This window comes from Streptococcus koreensis, from assembly GCF_003627135.1.
GTDB lineage: Bacteria > Bacillota > Bacilli > Lactobacillales > Streptococcaceae > Streptococcus > Streptococcus ilei.
Window position 1 is genome coordinate 1201296 of sequence record NZ_CP032620.1, and the last position, 18425, is coordinate 1219720.

Sequence of the window (18425 nt, forward strand, 5' to 3'; positions counted from 1 at the left end):
TCTAAAAGAAAGAAAATAAAGGAGGCTGGCTATCCAGCGCAAGATATGAAAAGTAAAATTATTGATTATTTAAAACAGGAGGGAAAAGCTCAGGTTGATCAATTGGCACAAGCCATTGGGAGTACAGATGCCAAAGGTTTTCGTGAACTGATTAAGACCATTTCGCTAATGGAGCGACGTCGTCAACTAACCTTTGAAGAAAATGGCTTTTTAAGTCTCCTTGATGCTAAACCAAAAGGGACTATTACTGTGAAAGGGATTTTTCATGCTCATAAGAGTGGCTTTGGTTTTGTCAGCTTAGAGGGGGAAGAAGAGGATCTCTTTATTGGACGAAATGATGTCAACCACGCCATTGATGGGGATACAGTTGAGGTTGTGATCACCAAGGTAGCCGATCGGCAAAAGGGGACAGCGGCAGAGGGGAAAATCATAGATGTCTTGGAGCATAGTCTCCAAACAGTTGTCGGCCAGATTGTTTTGGATGAAGAAAAGCCCAAGTATGCAGGCTACATCGTTTCAAAGAATCAAAAGATTAGCCAACGGATCTACGTGAAAAAGCCAGCCCTGCAATTGGAGGGGACGGAAGTTCTCAAGGTTGCCATTGAGCAGTATCCGAGTCGCAAACACAACTACTTTGTGGCCACTGTTCAAGATGTGGTTGGGCATGTCACAGATCCTGGAATCGATGTCTTGGAAGTCCTAGAGTCCATGGATATCGTCTCAGAATTTCCAGAAGCAGTCCTCAAAGAAGCAGAAAGCATTCCAGACAAGCCTAGTGAGAAAGATATGGAGGGACGTTTGGACCTTCGAGATGAAATCATCTTTACCATTGATGGTGCCGATGCCAAGGACTTGGATGATGCGGTTCACATTAAACGCTTGGAAGGCGGAAACTATGAACTTGGAGTTCACATTGCAGATGTCTCATATTATGTGACTGAAGGTTCTGCCCTAGACAAGGAAGCCCTCAATCGCGCCACCTCAGTCTATGTGACAGACCGAGTCGTTCCTATGTTACCAGAGCGACTTTCCAATGGGATTTGTTCCCTAAATCCTCAAGTGGATCGCTTGACCCAATCAGCCATTATGGAGATTGACGAGCGTGGTCGGGTCCTTCGTTACCAGATTACCCAAACAGTTATTAAAACGACCTTCCGGATGACCTATAGTGATGTCAATGAGATCATTGCAGGAGACCAAGAGAAGCGTGAGGAATACCAAGCTATTGTTCCAAGTATTGAAGCTATGGTTGGCCTTCATCAGATCTTAGAAGGAATGCGGGAAAAGCGGGGAGCCCTTAACTTTGATACCAGTGAAGCTAAAATCCTGGTCAATCCTCAAGGAAAACCGGTCGACATCGTCTTGCGTCAACGGGGAATTGCAGAAAGGATGATTGAATCCTTTATGCTAATTGCCAATGAGACAGTAGCTGAGCATTTTGCCAAACGAAAACTTCCCTTCATTTACCGGGTTCACGAAGAACCTAAAGCAGAGAAGGTGCAAAAGTTTATCGATTATGCCTCTAGCTTTGGCATACCTATTTATGGGACAGCTAGTTCGATGAGTCAGGAAACCTTGCAGGATATCATGAAGAAGGTAGAAGGGGAACCTTATGCTGATGTCTTGTCCATGATGTTGCTTCGTTCCATGCAGCAGGCGCGCTATTCCGAGCACAACCATGGTCACTATGGGCTAGCTGCGGAGTTCTATACTCACTTTACCAGTCCGATTCGCCGGTATCCAGACTTATTAGTCCACCGTATGGTGCGAGAGTATGGAAAAGATTCTGAAGTGGCTAGTCATTTTGAACAGGTTATTCCAGATATCGCTAGCCAATCCTCTAGTCGGGAACGCCGCGCTATTGATGCGGAGCGAGAAGTAGAAGCCATGAAGAAGGCAGAGTATATGGAGGACTATGTTGGCGAAGAGTACGATGCTCTGGTATCCAGTGTCGTCAAGTTTGGACTCTTTGTTGAACTTCCAAATACTGTAGAAGGTTTGATCCACATCACCACCTTACCTGGTTTTTATCATTTTAATGAGCGTGATTTGACCTTGCGAGGGGAAAAATCAGGCGTGACCTTCCGAGTTGGTCAAGAGATCCGAATTAGGGTTGAAAGAGCGGATAAGATGACTGGAGAAATCGATTTTTCTTATATCCCAAGTGAGCTGGATCTGATTGAAAAAGGCCATAAAGCTTCTGGGCGTAAGGAAGGAGGTCCATCTTCTAAACGCCGTCCTTCCAAGAAAGAAGGAGAGCGAAAGCAAGGAGGCTTTAGAGATAACAAGCGCAAGCATTCTCCAAAAGACAAGAAGAAAAAGAGTAAGAAACCTTTTTACAAAGAAGTAGCAAAGAAAGGAGTCAAGCATGGCAAAGGGCGAGGGAAAGGTCGTCGCACAAAATAAAAAGGCGCACCATGACTATACAATTGTAGACACGCTAGAAGCAGGAATGGTTCTGACAGGAACTGAAATAAAAAGTGTGCGAGCAGCTCGTATCAATTTGAAAGATGGGTTTGCCCAAGTGAAAAATGGGGAAGTTTGGTTGAGCAATGTTCATATCGCTCCTTATGAAGAAGGCAATATCTGGAACCAAGATCCAGAGCGCCGTCGCAAACTTCTTCTTCATAAAAAACAAATCCAGAAATTAGAGCAAGAAACCAAAGGAACAGGGATGACGCTGGTCCCACTTAAAGTCTACATTAAAGACGGCTATGCCAAGCTCTTGCTGGGCTTAGCAAAAGGGAAGCACGATTATGACAAACGTGAATCCATCAAACGGCGGGAACAAAATCGCGATATTGCTCGTGTGATGAAACAATACAATACACGTTAAAACAAGAAATAGGAACAGCTGAAGCAAAGGCTTAAAACTGTTCCTATTTTTAATGATCTTTTTTGAAACCGCTTGCATTTCTATCTGGATAAGGGTATACTGAAGGTAGCGTTGGTATAGTTGTTTTTCGTCGGCTTGAAAATTTTTTCTAGCCTCTTTTGTAGTCATAAAGGAGATCGACTATGAGAAAACTACTGGTCAAACTAATGATTGCTTTCATGGCCTTTGCCTTGATTCCCGTTCAAGTTGCTCAGGCTTGCTCAGCCATCATTGTTGGGAAGGAGCTAACGACAGATGGTTCCATGCTCTTCGGGCGGACTGAAGACTATCCTTATGCTCCCGATGGTGGTCGCCACAATAAAACTTACGAAGTGGTACCTGCCAAGGACTATAAGGATGGGGATATGTTGGAGGATGAATCCAACGGCTTTGCTTATCCGCACTTGAGTCATGAAATGAAATATACCGCAACTTATGATGCGGCACATGGAGATGGTTCCAACGGGAACTTTGGAGCACACGGCTTTAATGAAGCTGGTGTTTCCATGACTTCTACAGTATCTGCAACCCCACACGATAAAATTTTGGAAGCAGACCCACTTGTGAAAAATGGATTGGCTGAGGCTGCTATGGTAGACTTGGTTCTTCCACGTGCCAAAACAGCTCGTGAAGGAATTGAATTGGTTGCCAAGGTACTTGATGAAAAAGGATCTGCCGAAGGAAACATTATTGTTGTAGCAGATAAAAATGAACTCTGGTACATGGAAATCCTATCTGGACACCAATATGTAGCCATTAAATTCCCTCAAGACCGCTATGCCATCTTTGCCAATACCTACTATCTAGGAAATGTGGATTTCAAGGACAAGGACAATGTCATTGCTTCGAAAGATGTGGAAGCAGTTGCTAAAAAAGCAGACCACTACAAGACTGATAAAGATGGGAACTTCCATATCGCAGACTCTTATGGTCCAGATGAATATACCGAACGCAACCGCTCACGGACCTATGCAGGGATTACCTTGATGGATCCGAAAGCGGATGTCAAATATGATGATAAGCACTTTGACCTCTTGCGCAAACCAACGGATCCTTCTAAGAAGTATAGTCTAGAGGATGTTTTCGCTGAACAACGGAACCGTTTCGAACACCTCAAACAATATACTCCAGATGACTTGGTGGAACCAGGTAAAGAAGTAGATACCAATAAGTATAAGTATGCTCTTGGAAATGAAAACGTCATCAACGCCCACGTTTACCAAATTAAGAAGGACTTGCCAACTCCATTTGGTGGTGTCGTTTGGTTGGGGCTCGCTCAAAGCCGGAACACCCCTTATGTGCCATTCTATGGTATTGTCAATGATACCTATGCACCATTCAAGGTTCGTTCTGCTAAGTACGATCCAACTTCTTGGTACTGGGCTGTTTGGCATATTGACCAAATGGTCATGAAATACCCAGACCTCTTTGGCAACAGCATCCAAGAGAAGTGGAAAGAATTGGAAAAAGGTTGGATTAAGGAACAAGCAGCTTTGGATCAAAAATACAGTGGACTCACTGATGATCAAGCGAAAGCTACTGCAGACGAAGTAACAAGTGATTCTCTCAAACGTGCGGAAACCATCTTCAAACAAATCAAGCAAGTTGAAAGCGAGATGGAAGATAAGATTCGTACGGAAAAAGGTTTGGAAGCAGACTTTGTTTATGACGGCTATAACAAGGCCAATCTGGTAGCAGCAGCTGAAGCTGAAAAAGCATCAGCAAAAGAAACAGATAAGAAGGAAGAAACAGCTTCTAGTCAGTCTTCTACGAAGGCAAGTGATTCAAATAGCAGTTTATCCGCCATCTTAGGAGTTTTAGCTCTTGCAGGATTTGGCTTGGCAGGTTTCTACTTTAAAAAATCAAAAAAGAATGAAAATGAAGAATAAGAAGATAGAGACTGATAGATAAGCCTCCTGTCTCAAATGGATTCTTAGAGAGTGGAATAGAAGTCTTCACAAAGGAAGCTTGCAATTCCACTCTTTTTATTGTTATTTGCTTGCAATTTTTGTATGATAGGAATAGATAGAAAGAAGGAGAAGAAACGGATGCCTAAAAAATTGATTGCCTATAAGCGGATGCCTTTGTGGACTAAGGATACCATGCCAGAAGCAGTCCAAAGAAAGCACAATACCAAGATAGGAACCTGGGGAAAGATTACCGTCCTCAAAGGAAAGTTGAAGTTTGTCGAGCTGACAGAAGATGGGGAAGAAGTAGCCAGCCATGTTTTTGAAGCAGGTGCGGATAATCCTATGGCACAACCGCAAGCTTGGCACCGTGTAGAGGCCCTTACAGATGATGTGGAATGGTTTTTAGAATTCTACTGTGAGCCCAAAGATTATTTCCCAAAAAAATATAATAGCAACCCCGTCCATTCAGAAGTACTAGAAGCTATGGAGTCCCTTTCTCCAGGGAAGGCCCTGGACTTGGGATGTGGGCAAGGACGCAATGCCCTATTTTTAGCCCAACAGGGCTTTGAAGTGACGGCGGTCGATCAAAATGAATTGGCTCTGGAAATCCTACAAAGTATTGTGGAACAAGAAGATTTGGAAATGACGGTGGGACTCTATGATATTAACTCAGCAGCCCTGACGCAAACCTATGACTTGATTGTTTCAACGGTAGTCCTCATGTTCTTACAAGCAGATCGCATTCCAGCTATTATCCAAAATATGCAAGACCAGACCAATCCTGGTGGCTATAACTTGATTGTTTGTGCCATGGATACAGAGGACTATCCTTGCCAGGTTCCTTTCTCCTTTACTTTTAAAGAAGGCGAACTTGCAGACTACTACAAAGATTGGGAACTTATTAAATACAATGAGAATCCAGGTCATCTTCATAGACGAGATGAGCATGGCAATCGGATTGCCTTACGCTTTGCGACTATGTTGGCAAAGAAAAAATAAATAATTAGCTAGACAAGGTTCCCTTTGAGGAGGCACCTTGTCTTTTTTGAAAACTTTCTGAGAACACTTGATTTTTTACAGAAAAGGAGTAGACTGGTAGTGTATCTTTTAACAATATTGAGGTAAAACATGTGAAGCTCTATGTTCAACTGATGATTATCTTTACCATCTCTTTAGTCGGGGAGGGAATATCGACATTATTTCATTTACCAGTTCCTGGTAGTATGATTGGCTTATTGATTCTATTTCTTTGTTTGCAATTAAAATGGCTCCGCCTCCGTCATGTGAACCTGGTAGGGTCTTTTCTATTAGCCAATATGACCATTTTATTTTTACCTCCAGCGGTTGGGATTATGGATAAGTTTGATGTCATCCAGCCTTATTTATTTCCAATCGTGTTGATTATTCTGGGAGCTATCATCATCAATATTAGTCTCATTGCGCTTGTTGTTGGATTTATCAAGACCAGATATGAGGGTAATTATGAAGGAGGGGAAAAATGATGGAAAATTTATGGTCAAATCCTCTCTTTGGGATATCTTTATCCATCTTTGCCTATCTAATTGGGATGATGATTTTTCGTCGCTTCCCTCATCCCATCACGACTCCTCTCTTAGTTGCTACGGTGTTGGTCATCGCCTTCTTGAAACTGACAGGGATTTCCTATAAGGCCTATAATATTGGGGGGACTTACCTCAGCAATTTGATTGTCCCCTCAACGGTTGTCTTAGGTATTCCATTGTATAAGAGTTTCCATTTGATGAAGCACCATGCCAAGAGTATTCTTCTTAGTAGTTTTTTAGCAGTAGTGGTTAACACAGTTTTCACAGCTGTCTTGGCTAAGATTTATGGGATGAAGTACTTTCTAGCTATTTCCCTCTTTCCTAAGTCTGTGACAACAGCCATGGCAGTGGGGATTACTGAGAAAATGCAGGGGATTACTACGTTTACCTTGGTTGTCGTTGTAGCAACAGGGGTTCTAACCAGTGTCATAGGACCGACTATTCTTAAATTCCTAAAAGTAGAGGATCCTGTTGCCATTGGTTTGGCTCTTGGGGGCACAGGCCATGCGGTTGGTACTGGTACAGCCTTTCAGTATGGTCAAGTAGCCGGGGCTATGGGAGGTTTAGCAATTGGGATAACAGGTGTTTTCTACGTCTTTGTAAGTCCCCTTGTGGCGAGCCTTATTCTTTCCTAAAAAGGATGATAGTGTTCAGAAAAAAGCTTGGAAGAAGTTCCAAGTTTTTTTTATTGTACAGGTAGATAGAGAGGGATATGATAATTTGAAAATCAAATAATTTTCAGATAGATTACTAATTGGTTACAGTAGTTGTAAGCGCTTGCCAAACCTTGGATCAAAAGGTATACTAAAAGAGGTTATACGGTTAATATTTAGTTAAAGGAGTTCAATATGAAGAAACGATATGCTCGATCAGCCTTGGGCTTGATCACTGCTCTCTTCCTCTTTGCCCAACCGGTAGAGGCCTGTACAGGTTTTATCATCGGAAAAAAATTAACAGCAGATGGGAATGCTTTGTACGGACGTACAGAGGACTTAGAACCGAACCACAATAAGAACTTTGTGGTGCGAGAACGAACTTATAACAAGAAAGGGGATGTCTTTGAAGATGCCACCAATGGCTTTAAGTATGAGCTCCCTGAAGTAAGTTATAAATATACAGCTGTCCCAGATGTGACACCAGAACAGGGTGTATTTGATGAAGCTGGTTTTAATGAGCATGGAGTGTCCATTTCAGCGACTGTCTCAGCTTCTGCAAATGACAAGATTCAAAAGGTCGATCCTTATGTAAAAGACGGCTTGGCTGAGTCTGCTCTCACTAGTGTTGTTCTTCCGAGTGTAAAAACGGCTCGTGAAGGAGTCGAGCTAATTGCAAAAATTGTGGAAGAAAAAGGGGCGGCAGAAGGTAATATTGTGACGATTGCGGACAAGGAAGGAATCTGGTACATGGAGATTCTTTCTGGTCACCAGTATGTAGCGATTCTCTTCCCAGAAGATCGCTATGCTGTCTTCCCAAATACCTTCTTCTTAGGACATGTAGATTTTACAAATACAGAACGGACGATTGCCTCCAAGGATGTTGAAAAAGTTGCCCGTGATGCAGGATCCTATAAAGAAATCGATGGCCAATTCCATGTATCTCAATCCTACAATCCCCCTTTGCATGAGGCGGACCGTTCTCGTGTTTGGTCTGGTATTAAATCACTGGATCCAGATGCAGATGTGAACTATGATGACGACTATTTTGACTTGATGCATACAACGGATCGGAAATTGACGCTACGAGATGCGATGAATCTCCAACGCAATCGCTTAGAAGGAACAGACTTCAAACCACAAGATCAAATGGAGTTAGATGGAAAAGGGATCCCAGAAAAAGGGAAGTTTGATGAAGTCTATAAATACCCGATTTCGAATCCGAATGTTATGGAAGCCCATATTTTCCAACTAAAGGACAATGTTCCTGATAGTGCTGGTGGGGGAACCATGTGGTTAGCGATGGGAAGCCCACGAAATGCCCCATATCTTCCATACTATGGAAACATCACCAATACTTATCAAGCTTATCAAGAATTAGGAACAGCCTATAATCCCCAATCTTGGTATTGGACTATGTCTCGGATCAATGATTTAGTTGCTAAATATCCTGATTTATTTGGAGATGGAGCAATCCGTACCGAAATGGAACGCTTAGAATCTCAATGGATGGCTGAGCAAGAAATCAGTGACCAAGAACAAATTGCCCTCGCTTCACAGCCAGAGCAGGCGAGTCTAAAAGCGACAGAAACGAGCATGGCTCGTGCGCAAAAGACCTTTGATCGTCTACAAGAAATTCGTCAAGAAGCAGAAGAAAAAGTGATTGCTCAATATGGACAAGGCGCCATTGACGATTTAACGGATGAAGAAGATGCAAACCAAGAAGAAGAGATCAATTTGGTACCATTTGACTATGACTTCATCATCACGATTGGCCTAGCCCTTGTGACAGTGATCGGTGTAGGAGTTTTCTTCATCAAAACAAAGAAAGCAAAGGGAGGTAAGAAGGATGAATAAGTTTCAACGAATATTGCTCTTCCTATTTCTGGTCTTAGCAGGGATTGGTATGGAGTTTGAGCTAGGTTTTCTCTCTCAACAAGAGTTTAGCCAAGTAGCAGGGAGAGATTTGGTTTTAAACCTGCTCGTTTTAGGAGTGATTGTCGTTCCTCTTTATCTCTTTATTAAAGGACTTGCAAAAAGATTTGAGGTTCCCCTGCTTGTTTTGTGGGCTACCATGTTTGGCGGTGCTTTTGTTGCTGGCTGGCTCAGTTTTTCAGGGAACAGCCTAATTGACCATTTTAATAGTCATCTCATTCAGGATGTTAGTACCTTTAATAAATGGACAGATGCTTTGACAGCCCCATTTGCTGAAGAATTTTTTAAAGCTCTAGTGGCCTTCTGGATTCTCTTGATTTTGGGTCGTAAAGATTTGAAATCGATTTTAATCGCCGGTTTTGGATCTGGTCTTGGATTCCAAATCATTGAAGATCTTGGTTATGTGGCGCGTCAAACACGATCTGGAGACCTCTCAGCAGTAACGGAGGCGGTGAACCGTATTTCTGGTGGCTTAGCATCTCATGCAGTCTACACGGCTGTTGTCTCTGTTGGAGCCTTTCTCATCTTATCTCAGAGCACCAAACAAAAAGAAAAGCTCTTTGGTCTCTGGTGTGTGGTTTCCACGGTGGCGAATCACTTCTTATGGAACTCCCCATTCTATGAAACAGATCATCGGATCAATATTTTGGTAGGCTTGCTCTTTGCCTTCCAAGTTGGAACCTTTATTGAGGTGGTTCTCTTTGCTTATAAAAAACCGAATCTAGCCCTTTTAAAGAAAAACTAAGGAAAGATTCAGTAGCTATCATACATTAAAAAGCTTAGAAACTTTTGTTTCTAAGCTTTTTTTCTAGATTCTATTTGCTTTCTTCTTTTTTCTTTAGACCAAAGAAGGCTAAGACGGATGTCAACAGAGCGAGCATATAGGTAGCAGGAGAGTCAGTTGTTCCTGTTTCTGGCAGGGTAGCAGAGCCTGCTGTGAATGTTTTAGCGACTGTCACTGACAAGTGATAGTTGCTGGCATCGACCTGTTTATCATCCTTAGCAGATGGTAAAGTATTCTTTATTTGGTGAGTTAGTTGATTAGGAGAATTCGTACCAACTAGAGCTGGAATATATGTTTGATCCTTTTTACCGGTAGATGGATTAGTTGGTTGCTCATTTTTACCGGTAGATGGGATAACTGGTTGGTCATTACTTCCTGGGTAGGACTTTGGATTGGCAGGATCTGTTCCCTGTTTGATTTCTTCAATATCTGCCACACCATCTCCATCTGAATCTTTGCTAGCAGAAAGAGAGATTGTACGAGAATTTGGATTAATCACTGCATAAGCTGTGAGATCTGCCTTAGCAAGGTAATCTGCAAAGGCAACGTCCATGGAAGGACCTTCCTCACGAGCTCCTCCTAACATGGTGTAACCATCCCCACCTGCTGCTAAGAAGTCATTGGTAGTCAAGTAGTAGTCTTTAGCAAGGTTGAGAGGTTCATATTGACCGGTTTCTGGATTTTTAATTTCGACATAGAGGACGCGTTTTTCAGCTGGTAGGGTAGTATCGTAATAAACTTTTGCTCCAGAAACTTGGAGGAAGCCTCCGCTTGGTTCAAGGAGGGGTTGACCGTTTTCATCAAGAACTGTTTTGCCATCTTTTTCTTGTAAAATAGATCCAAGAGATTTCGTAAACATATCAGCAATATTCTGACCGGTTACTTTAATTTGAGAAATGGTATTCCCAAATGGGAGAACAGCAATGACGCTTCCTTTAGTGATTGGCTTATCTTTGGCAATGGTTTCGCGCAAGCCTCCACCGTTAGTTACAGCGAGGTTAGTCTTATGACTAAATCCGGTTTGACCATATTCGTAGAGGGCATCCGCTACGACATTTCCAAGGTTGGTCTCGCGGACACGGACATTTTCCCGTTGACCATTTAGTTCTACAGGACTATTGTCACGAACAATTTTTGCATTCTCGGCATCGTATTGTTCCTTGATCTTTTGGACCATGGCAGCTACTTTTGCATTTGGTACTACATTTTTTGTTGAAGCAGCTGAAATTTGTTGAGGATTTCCAAGCAATTGGTTGGCTTGATAGGTGATTTTGCCGATATTGTTCAGGTAGCTACCGGTTTGGTTATAGGTTACGTTTTCTCCATAAGTGGTTGATTGAACCGTATGGGAATGTCCATCAATGACGGTGACGCGTTTACCTTTCAGTTTTGGATTTTTTGAAAGTTCTTCAGCTAAGGTAGATCCTCGCCATTCGACTGGTGTAGTAGTATCTACCCCCAAGTGAGCAAGGACAACATAGTTTTTGTAAGTCTTGCCCTCAGCAGTAGCACGTGCTTCAATTTCATCAATGACCTTGTTTACTTCTGATATAGGATCCGTGAAGGTGACACCTTGGACATTCTTAGGGTGGGTTTTAGTAGCTGTTTCAGGAGTTGTTACACCGATAACGACAAACTCATCCCCAACTACATTCTTATCTTTATCGACAATGGTTGAAGCTTCAAATAAGCGAGCACCGTTGATGTAGGTGTTGGAGCTGAGAAGTGGAAAGTTTAAGATTTCTTTGTATTTCTTAGCCTCATCCAAACCAAAATCGAACTCATGGTTTCCGACTGCCATAGCATCGTAGCCAATTTCGTTCAAAATTTTCGCCCGTTCTTCCCCTTTCGAACTATTTGAAATCGGGAGTCCTTGGAAGGCATCCCCAGCATCTACGACCAATGTAGATGGATTTTTCGCCCGTTCTTCATCGATGACGGCGGCTAATTTAGCATCTCCAATCACACCCTTTTCTTCGACGATCCGACCATGAACATCGTTGGTATGTAGGATATTTGCTTCAGGCAACTCAGCTGAACTCTCTGTAGCACCTTCGGAAGTAGCAGTACTGGCTTCTGTTGAAGCAGGAGTCGCAGCATCCGTAGCATTTGTTGAAGCAGGAGCTGCTTCAAGGCTAGTTTCAGGAGCTGTTTGCTCATCTGCAGCTACCTGAGAAGCTAGGAAGGCAGGAGCAAGCAATAAGATCGGTAAAAGAAGTTTCTTCTTTTTCATAAACGGTCCTCTTTTCTATTTTATTCCGTACTAAATATTATAGCTAAAAATAGAAGAAAAAGAAAACGATTTCTGATGCTTGGGTAAATAATTCTTGTGCGAGCTTTGGTGTTTCATCTAGTTGGCCTTAGCAATAAAAAAGAGAGTGGGACAAAAGTCCTAGCCTCTTAATTGTCTTTGGATTGTCGAGCAAGACGCAGTGGTTGAGTGGGCTCTACTACGCTGATTTCATCAGCTTTTACAGCTCTACTCAACTGTGCGGAGGTGGGACGACGAAATCGAATTCTAACGAATTATCGATTTCTGTCCCACTTTCCATTTTCTTATTCAGTTATAGGTTGGTTCCAAGTGGTAAAGTCAGTAACACTTAATACGACAGTTGCGATTTCGATCGGCTCTTCTTTTGCTCCAGTTGACAACCATTTCGTGATCACTGCTTCAATCGTAGCTGCAAAGATTTCAACAGCATACTTATAAGGAACTTGGAATTTATTTACCAAATGGTCTTTGGCGTGTGGAGTATCGTCAAGAAGTTGCAGGGTGAAATTTTTCATTAGAAACTGAAACTCTTGGTAATCCATCTGCATCAAGGCGTAAATAAAATCATAATTATCTTGAATATATTGAAGGGAGGCAAGAAAATTTGCTCGATTGACAGTGCTTGTAGCGAATAGTTCTCCCAACTCGCCTAATAGTTCAGATTTTAGCTGGTTGAACATATCTTGTTTGTCTACATAATGGAGATAGAATGTCCCTCGATTAATGCCGGCTTCTTTTGTTAATTGGCTAATGGTAAGACTCTCAAGTGATTGTTCAAGAAGTAGGCGTGATAGGGCACTTCGGATAGCATTTTTAGAATTCGTTTTTCTCTTTTTTCGGGTCATAGTTCCTCCTTTATCATGTAGTTTGGTATAAATTATTGTTCACTAATCATCATATTATACAGAAATCAAATTTATTCCTCAACAGAATAAAATTTTAGTATCATTCTATAAGTCTAAATAGCTTAAAATCGGGTCTTGTTCTTATACTGTGAAAGCCACTTTGGCAGGATTATAACATTTTTTCCCAGCTCTACTTTCAAAGGGGCTATTATATAAAAAAACAAGAAAAAACTTGAAATATCAGTTATCTAAACCAATTAAATAATTCGAATATATTTGTTATTATATCACAAACTAAGAAAAGGAGGTCAGATGATGCTTGGAGAATTCTCTCTCTTGAACTAGATAAGATCAAGCCTATTCATTGTCTATTTTTGCATAGAAAAGTATTAGTTTATAGTCCAGATTTCTCCATAAGTTTATAATTGTCAAGAGCTTGTTCATTCCAGGAATTTTAGTCGTTTTCATAGATTGATTATCCTTGGTCTTCCCGTGAAAAAGGACTATAATAAAGATAGGAACTTGTGTTTAAGTGGGAGAAGAAATATGGCTTATATTGAGATGAAACATAGTTACAAGTGCTATCAAACAGGTGAGACTCACATCATTGCCAATAAAGATGTTACTTTTGAAATTGAGAAAGGCGAATTGGTCATCATTTTGGGAGCATCAGGCGCAGGAAAATCAACCCTTCTCAATATTTTGGGAGGCATGGATACCAATGATGAAGGAGAGGTTCTGGTGGATGGGAAAGCCATCTCAAGTTTCTCATCACACCAACGAACGGATTATCGCAGAAATGATGTTGGCTTTGTTTTTCAGTTTTATAATCTCATTCCCAATTTGACGGCCAAGGAAAATGTTGAGCTAGCATCTGAAATTGTTTCTGACGCCCTAGATCCTGAACAAGTCTTGCGAGAGGTTGGATTGGGAGAGCGAATGAACAACTTCCCAGCCCAGTTATCTGGTGGGGAACAACAACGGGTGGCTATTGCACGCGCAGTGGCAAAGAATCCTAAGATTCTCCTTTGTGATGAACCAACAGGGGCTTTGGATTACCAAACCGGCAAACAGGTTTTAAAAATTCTTCAGGACATGTCTCGTAAGAAAGGAGCAACAGTGATCATCGTCACCCATAATGCTTCCTTAGCACCAATAGCAGATCGCGTCATTCAGATGCATGATGCCCAAGTAAAAACCGTGACCATCCATAAATCTCCGTTAGATATCGAAAACCTAGAGTATTAGGGGGGCTAGTCATGAAGCGAAAAGTATATTGGAAAGATTTATTCCATTCTTTTACTAGTTCCAAAGGGCGCTTTTTATCCATTTTAACACTGATGATGCTAGGAACCTTAGCCCTCGTCGGTTTAAAAGTAACGACCCCAAATATGCATCGGACTGCCCAACGCTTTATTGACCAACAAGAGATGTTGGACCTAGCAGTAATGGGGGATTTTGGTTTGGACAAGACTGATCAAGAGGAACTGAGAGGCTTGACTGGGGCTCGCTTGGAATTTTCCTACCTGACGGATGTGACAATAGATGGAAAGGACATGGCTATTCGACTCTTTTCCACTCCAGAAACCATCTCGCGCTTTCAGCTGACTTCAGGGCGACTTCCGCAGAAACAAGATGAGGTCGCTCTAGCAGCATTTTGGAAAGATCGTTACCAGATTGGGGATCAGATAAGTATCCATGCAAAGGCAGGAAGTCCATCTGTTCTAAAGTCAAAAAATTATCGAATTGTTGGCTTTGTAAAGTCTGCTGAGATGTGGTCCGAAAAAGACTTGGGACAAGCTACGAGTGGAAGTGGTTCCTTAGATGCTTATGGGGTCCTCTCAAAAGGAGCCTTTACTAGTCCTGTTTATAGCCTTGCTCGGATTCGGTTTGATGATTTGAGGGGGCTAAACCCATTCTCAACTAGCTACCAAGATCGTCTGGCCTCCCATCAAAAGGAGTTGGAAAAACTCCTAGCTGGAAATGGACAGGAGCGCTATCGAAAACTTCAGGCTGATGGGAAACAAAAGATCCAAAAAGGCCAAGAAGAACTTGATGCTGCCAACAAACAGTTAGCAGACGCACGCGAAAAGGCAGGTCAAGCACAGACACAATTGACGGAGCAATCCAATAAACTGAATCAACTGTCTACACTCTTTCCCAAAGAAGAATTAGAAGCGAGACGACGCGAGTTGGCAGAAGCCCAAAAGCAACTAGATCAGGAATTGGTCAACATACAGACGGGTGAATCAGAACTAGCAACTAAACAAAAGGACCTGGAAAAGACAAAGGAAGAATTAGAGAATCTAGCTCTACCAAACTATCATGTTTACGATCGAAAAACCATTCCAGGCGGACAGGGTTACCTCATGTATAGTAATGCCAGTGCCAGTATCTCCGAGGTAGGCAATCTATTTCCTGTGGTGCTCTACGCAGTCGCTGCCATGGTCACCTTTACGACCATGACTCGTTTTGTTGATGAAGAACGGAGCCATGCTGGCTTGTTCAAAGCCTTGGGCTATCGAACGAAAGATATCTTGGCAAAATTCCTCTTGTATGGCTTTGTTGCTGGAACTATTGGGACCGGCATCGGAACTCTTCTCGGTCATTATGTTTTATCAGGGACCATTTCGCAAATTATCACTCAGGGGATGGTCGTAGGACCAAGCCAACAGTATTTTTATGGGTCCTATAGTTTATTAGCCCTAGGACTTTCTCTCCTTTCAAGTGTCTTTCCAGCTTATCTGGTTGCTAGAAGAGAATTGAAGGAAGAGGCCAGTCTGCTCCTACTCCCCAAGCCACCAGTTTCTGGATCCAGTATTTTGCTCGAACGCTTTCATTTTTTATGGAAACGTCTAAGTTTCACCCAAAAGGTGACCGTTAGAAATATTTTTCGTTACAAACAGCGGATGATTATGACCATCTTTGGTGTTGCTGGTTCGGTAGCCCTTCTCTTTGCGGGTCTGGGAATTCAATCATCTGTCGGTGGAGTGCCCCAACGTCAGTTTGGGGAAATCCTTAAATACGATATGATTCTCTCGATCAAATCCAGTCTGACAGACGAAGAGGAACAATCCTTGAAGAAGCGCTTGAAGCAGGCAGATATAAAAGAAACAGAAGCCATTTTTACAAAACGACTGGAGGCTTCTTATCCATCCGGACTTGGAAAGCAAACAGTTACATTAATGGTATCATCAAAAAACAGCTTGGAACCTTTTATCAGTCTCCGCTCAGAAGAGGGAGGACTCGACCTATCCAATGGGGCGGTGATTAGTAGTAAATTAGCGCAATTAGCTAAGGTGGGAGTTGGGGATGACTTACGGATAGATGGCCATAAGATTAGGGTGGCTGCGATTACTGAAAATTATGTAGGCCATTTCGTCTATATGAATCAAGCAAACTATCAGAAAATCTATGGAAAAAAGGCTAAGAAGAATGCCTATTTGGTCCGATTACAGTCACCTTCGCATCAGTCGGTCCAGAAGGTCAGTCGGGACATGATGGAAGATGGAGCCGTGCTTGCTGTCACGCAAAACACTTCCTTGATTTCTCTCTTTCATTCCGTAGCCCAATCATTGAATAAGACCATGATGATTTTAGTTCTAGTATCTATTTTGCTGGCGATTGTTATTTTATACAATTTAACCAATATCAATGTTGCAGAACGAATCCGTGAGTTATCAACCATAAAGGTATTAGGTTTTCATCATCAAGAAGTCACACTTTATATTTATCGAGAAACCATCCTTTTATCTCTTGTTGGGATAGGATTGGGCTTGGTAGGAGGCTATTATCTCCATCGCTTCTTGATTGCCATGATAGCCCCAGATGCCATTCTCTTTTATCCACGAGTAGCTCTTGGTGTCTATCTTTATCCTATTGTTGGTGTCATTCTGATCCTAGCTAGCTTAGGAATCTTGGTCAATCACCATCTACGCAAGGTAGACATGCTGGAGGCTTTGAAATCTGTTGAATAGAAAATAAACTTCTACCCTAGGGTGGAAGTTTTTAATAGCTTTGGTATAATGAGAAAAGGAGAAGAGACATGATAAAAATTGCTTTGCTTTCGGATATACATGGGAATACAACTGCTTTAGAGGCTGTGCTTAAAGATGCCAAGCGGGCAGGTGTAGAAGAATACTGGTTATTAGGGGATGTCCTTATGCCGGGGACTGGTAGACGACATCTTTTGAACCTACTTGAAGAATTGCCTATCACCGTACAGATTTTAGGAAATTGGGAAGATAGCTTGTGGCGAGCGATGAAGGGGATGCTGGATCCATCAAGGGCTAGTCACCGTTATTTGATGCGCCATTGTCAGTATATCTTAGAAGAAATTCGTCCAGAAGAAATAGAGGCCATGCAAAGTCTGCCCATGCAAGTGCATCGGGAAGTTTCTGGCTTAATAGTGGGCATCACCCATCATCTGCCAGACAAAAACTGGGGACGAGAATTGATCCATATAGGAGACCAGAAAGATTTTGATCGCCTCGTAACCAATCCCCCTTGTGATCTAGCAGTCTATGGTCATATTCACCAACAATTTTTCCGATATGGAAGTGGTGGAGAGCTCATCTTGAATCCAGGTTCTATCGGCCAGCCCTTCTTTTTGCAGGCCAATCTTCGAAAGGATCTCCGGGCCATGTATGCTATTCTAGAGTTTGATGAATCGGGTTTGAAAGATGTTGACTTTCGGCGGGTGTCCTATGACATTGAGAAAGAACTCAAACTCGCTAAGGATCTGAAACTACCTTACTTCCAAGTTTACTATGAAAGTTTAGTCAATGGGATTCACCATACCCATAATCAGGAGCTTCTACATGAAATAGCCCAGCGAGAGGGACACAATGTAGAAGTAGACGCATGGTTGAGAGATTTTTTCAACTAGTGTAACAGTTGACATTACAACAAATAAGGGTATAATAGACTAAAAGAAAGAACTTTAACGTCGGAAGAGTAAATGTATCTAGTTACTGATGGCTTTAGATCCAGTTTAAGACATCCCTATCTAGATGGAAGAGAGGAGTATCCATGCAAATTTCAAGTCGTTTTACCATTGGAACCCATGTATTAGTCATGATTGCTTTAAAAGGAGATTGTACCAAGGTGACCAGTGATATGATTGCTGGCAGCGTTGGAGTGAACCCTGTCATTATTCGGAAGACCTTGTCTCAATTAAAAAAGGCAGGATTGATCCATGTGGCGCGTGGAACAGGTGGCGCCGAGATGGCCAAAGAATTGGAAGCAATTAGTTTGTTAGATATCTATCAGGCTGTTGAATGCCTTGGGAAGACTGGTCAATTATTTGGTTTCCACGAGCATCCAAATCCAGCTTGTCCGATTGGAAATAGCATCCATGGCGTCCTAGATGGGAAGCTGGAAAAGATTCAATTGGCCATGGAAAAGGAAATGGCTCAGACCAGCCTCAAAGAAGTAGTGGAGCAAACCAAGAAACAAATGGAGCTAGCAACCGTTTCTTGATTTGATTCTGTAAGAAACTTGATGTAAAAAGGCCTTTCAGTATATACTGGAAGGCTTTGAATGTAGACAAACTACTTTTTACTTAAGATAGCTAGGTAATTTTTCAAA

General features: G+C 42.1%; 14 protein-coding genes. 12 read left to right on the top strand and 2 right to left on the bottom strand.

Annotation, left to right across the window (positions count from 1 at the left end):
- Window positions 1–45 precede the first annotated feature (45 nt).
- The 8 genes from rnr to D7D50_RS06125 all read left to right on the top strand — a co-directional run bounded on the left by rnr (window position 46) and on the right by D7D50_RS06125 (window position 9680).
- The gene (gene rnr, locus D7D50_RS06090) at window positions 46–2406 is read left to right on the top strand and encodes a ribonuclease R (protein ID WP_120701736.1); all 2361 of its coding nucleotides are present in this window, start codon (window positions 46–48) and stop codon (window positions 2404–2406) included.
- Complete coding sequence (gene smpB / locus D7D50_RS06095; protein ID WP_023023962.1) at window positions 2369–2836, top strand: SsrA-binding protein SmpB; 468 nt, start codon at window positions 2369–2371, stop codon at window positions 2834–2836. Before rnr ends, smpB begins: the two co-directional genes overlap by 38 nt.
- 182 nt (window positions 2837–3018) lie before the next feature.
- Window positions 3019–4764 (top strand): C69 family dipeptidase, encoded by a 1746-nt coding sequence (locus D7D50_RS06100; RefSeq protein WP_120701737.1) that lies wholly within the window; start codon window positions 3019–3021, stop codon window positions 4762–4764.
- A 159-nt stretch (window positions 4765–4923) separates the two neighbouring features.
- The gene (gene tehB, locus D7D50_RS06105) at window positions 4924–5784 is read left to right on the top strand and encodes an SAM-dependent methyltransferase TehB (protein ID WP_117744514.1); all 861 of its coding nucleotides are present in this window, start codon (window positions 4924–4926) and stop codon (window positions 5782–5784) included.
- 131 nt (window positions 5785–5915) lie between these two features.
- Window positions 5916–6287, top strand: coding sequence for a CidA/LrgA family protein (locus tag D7D50_RS06110; RefSeq protein WP_120701738.1), 372 nt, complete (start codon window positions 5916–5918; stop codon window positions 6285–6287).
- Entirely contained in the window at window positions 6287–6982 is a 696-nt protein-coding gene (locus D7D50_RS06115) for an LrgB family protein (RefSeq protein WP_120702337.1), read from the top strand. Before D7D50_RS06110 ends, D7D50_RS06115 begins: the two co-directional genes overlap by 1 nt.
- A gap of 213 nt (window positions 6983–7195) precedes the next feature.
- A complete protein-coding gene (locus D7D50_RS06120; protein ID WP_120701739.1) occupies window positions 7196–8857 on the top strand; it encodes a C69 family dipeptidase in 1662 nt (553 codons plus the stop codon).
- A complete protein-coding gene (locus tag D7D50_RS06125) occupies window positions 8850–9680 on the top strand; it encodes a PrsW family glutamic-type intramembrane protease (RefSeq protein WP_023023951.1) in 831 nt (276 codons plus the stop codon). Before D7D50_RS06120 ends, D7D50_RS06125 begins: the two co-directional genes overlap by 8 nt.
- Window positions 9681–9750: 70 nt before the next feature.
- Here the strand turns inward: D7D50_RS06125 and nt5e are convergent, their stop codons facing one another.
- The gene (gene nt5e / locus D7D50_RS06130) at window positions 9751–11952 is read right to left on the bottom strand and encodes a cell surface ecto-5'-nucleotidase Nt5e (protein ID WP_120701740.1); all 2202 of its coding nucleotides are present in this window, start codon (window positions 11950–11952) and stop codon (window positions 9751–9753) included.
- 323 nt (window positions 11953–12275) lie between these two features.
- On the bottom strand, window positions 12276–12836 hold the full coding sequence (locus tag D7D50_RS06135) for a TetR/AcrR family transcriptional regulator (RefSeq protein WP_023023946.1): 561 nt from the start codon (window positions 12834–12836) through the stop codon (window positions 12276–12278).
- Between the two features lie 546 nt (window positions 12837–13382).
- On the opposite strand from D7D50_RS06135, the gene D7D50_RS06140 reads away from it, so the two are divergent.
- The 4 genes from D7D50_RS06140 to D7D50_RS06155 all read left to right on the top strand — a co-directional run bounded on the left by D7D50_RS06140 (window position 13383) and on the right by D7D50_RS06155 (window position 18317).
- The gene (locus tag D7D50_RS06140) at window positions 13383–14084 is read left to right on the top strand and encodes an ABC transporter ATP-binding protein (protein ID WP_023023941.1); all 702 of its coding nucleotides are present in this window, start codon (window positions 13383–13385) and stop codon (window positions 14082–14084) included.
- Between the two features lie 11 nt (window positions 14085–14095).
- Window positions 14096–16813, top strand: coding sequence for an FtsX-like permease family protein (locus D7D50_RS06145; RefSeq protein ID WP_120701741.1), 2718 nt, complete (start codon window positions 14096–14098; stop codon window positions 16811–16813).
- Window positions 16814–16881: 68 nt separating this feature from the next.
- Window positions 16882–17724 carry a metallophosphoesterase family protein gene (locus tag D7D50_RS06150; RefSeq protein WP_120701742.1) on the top strand — a complete coding sequence of 281 codons (843 nt, stop codon included), beginning with the start codon at window positions 16882–16884 and terminating at the stop codon, window positions 17722–17724.
- Between the two features lie 143 nt (window positions 17725–17867).
- Window positions 17868–18317, top strand: coding sequence for an Rrf2 family transcriptional regulator (locus D7D50_RS06155; RefSeq protein ID WP_023023935.1), 450 nt, complete (start codon window positions 17868–17870; stop codon window positions 18315–18317).
- Window positions 18318–18425 lie beyond the last annotated feature (108 nt).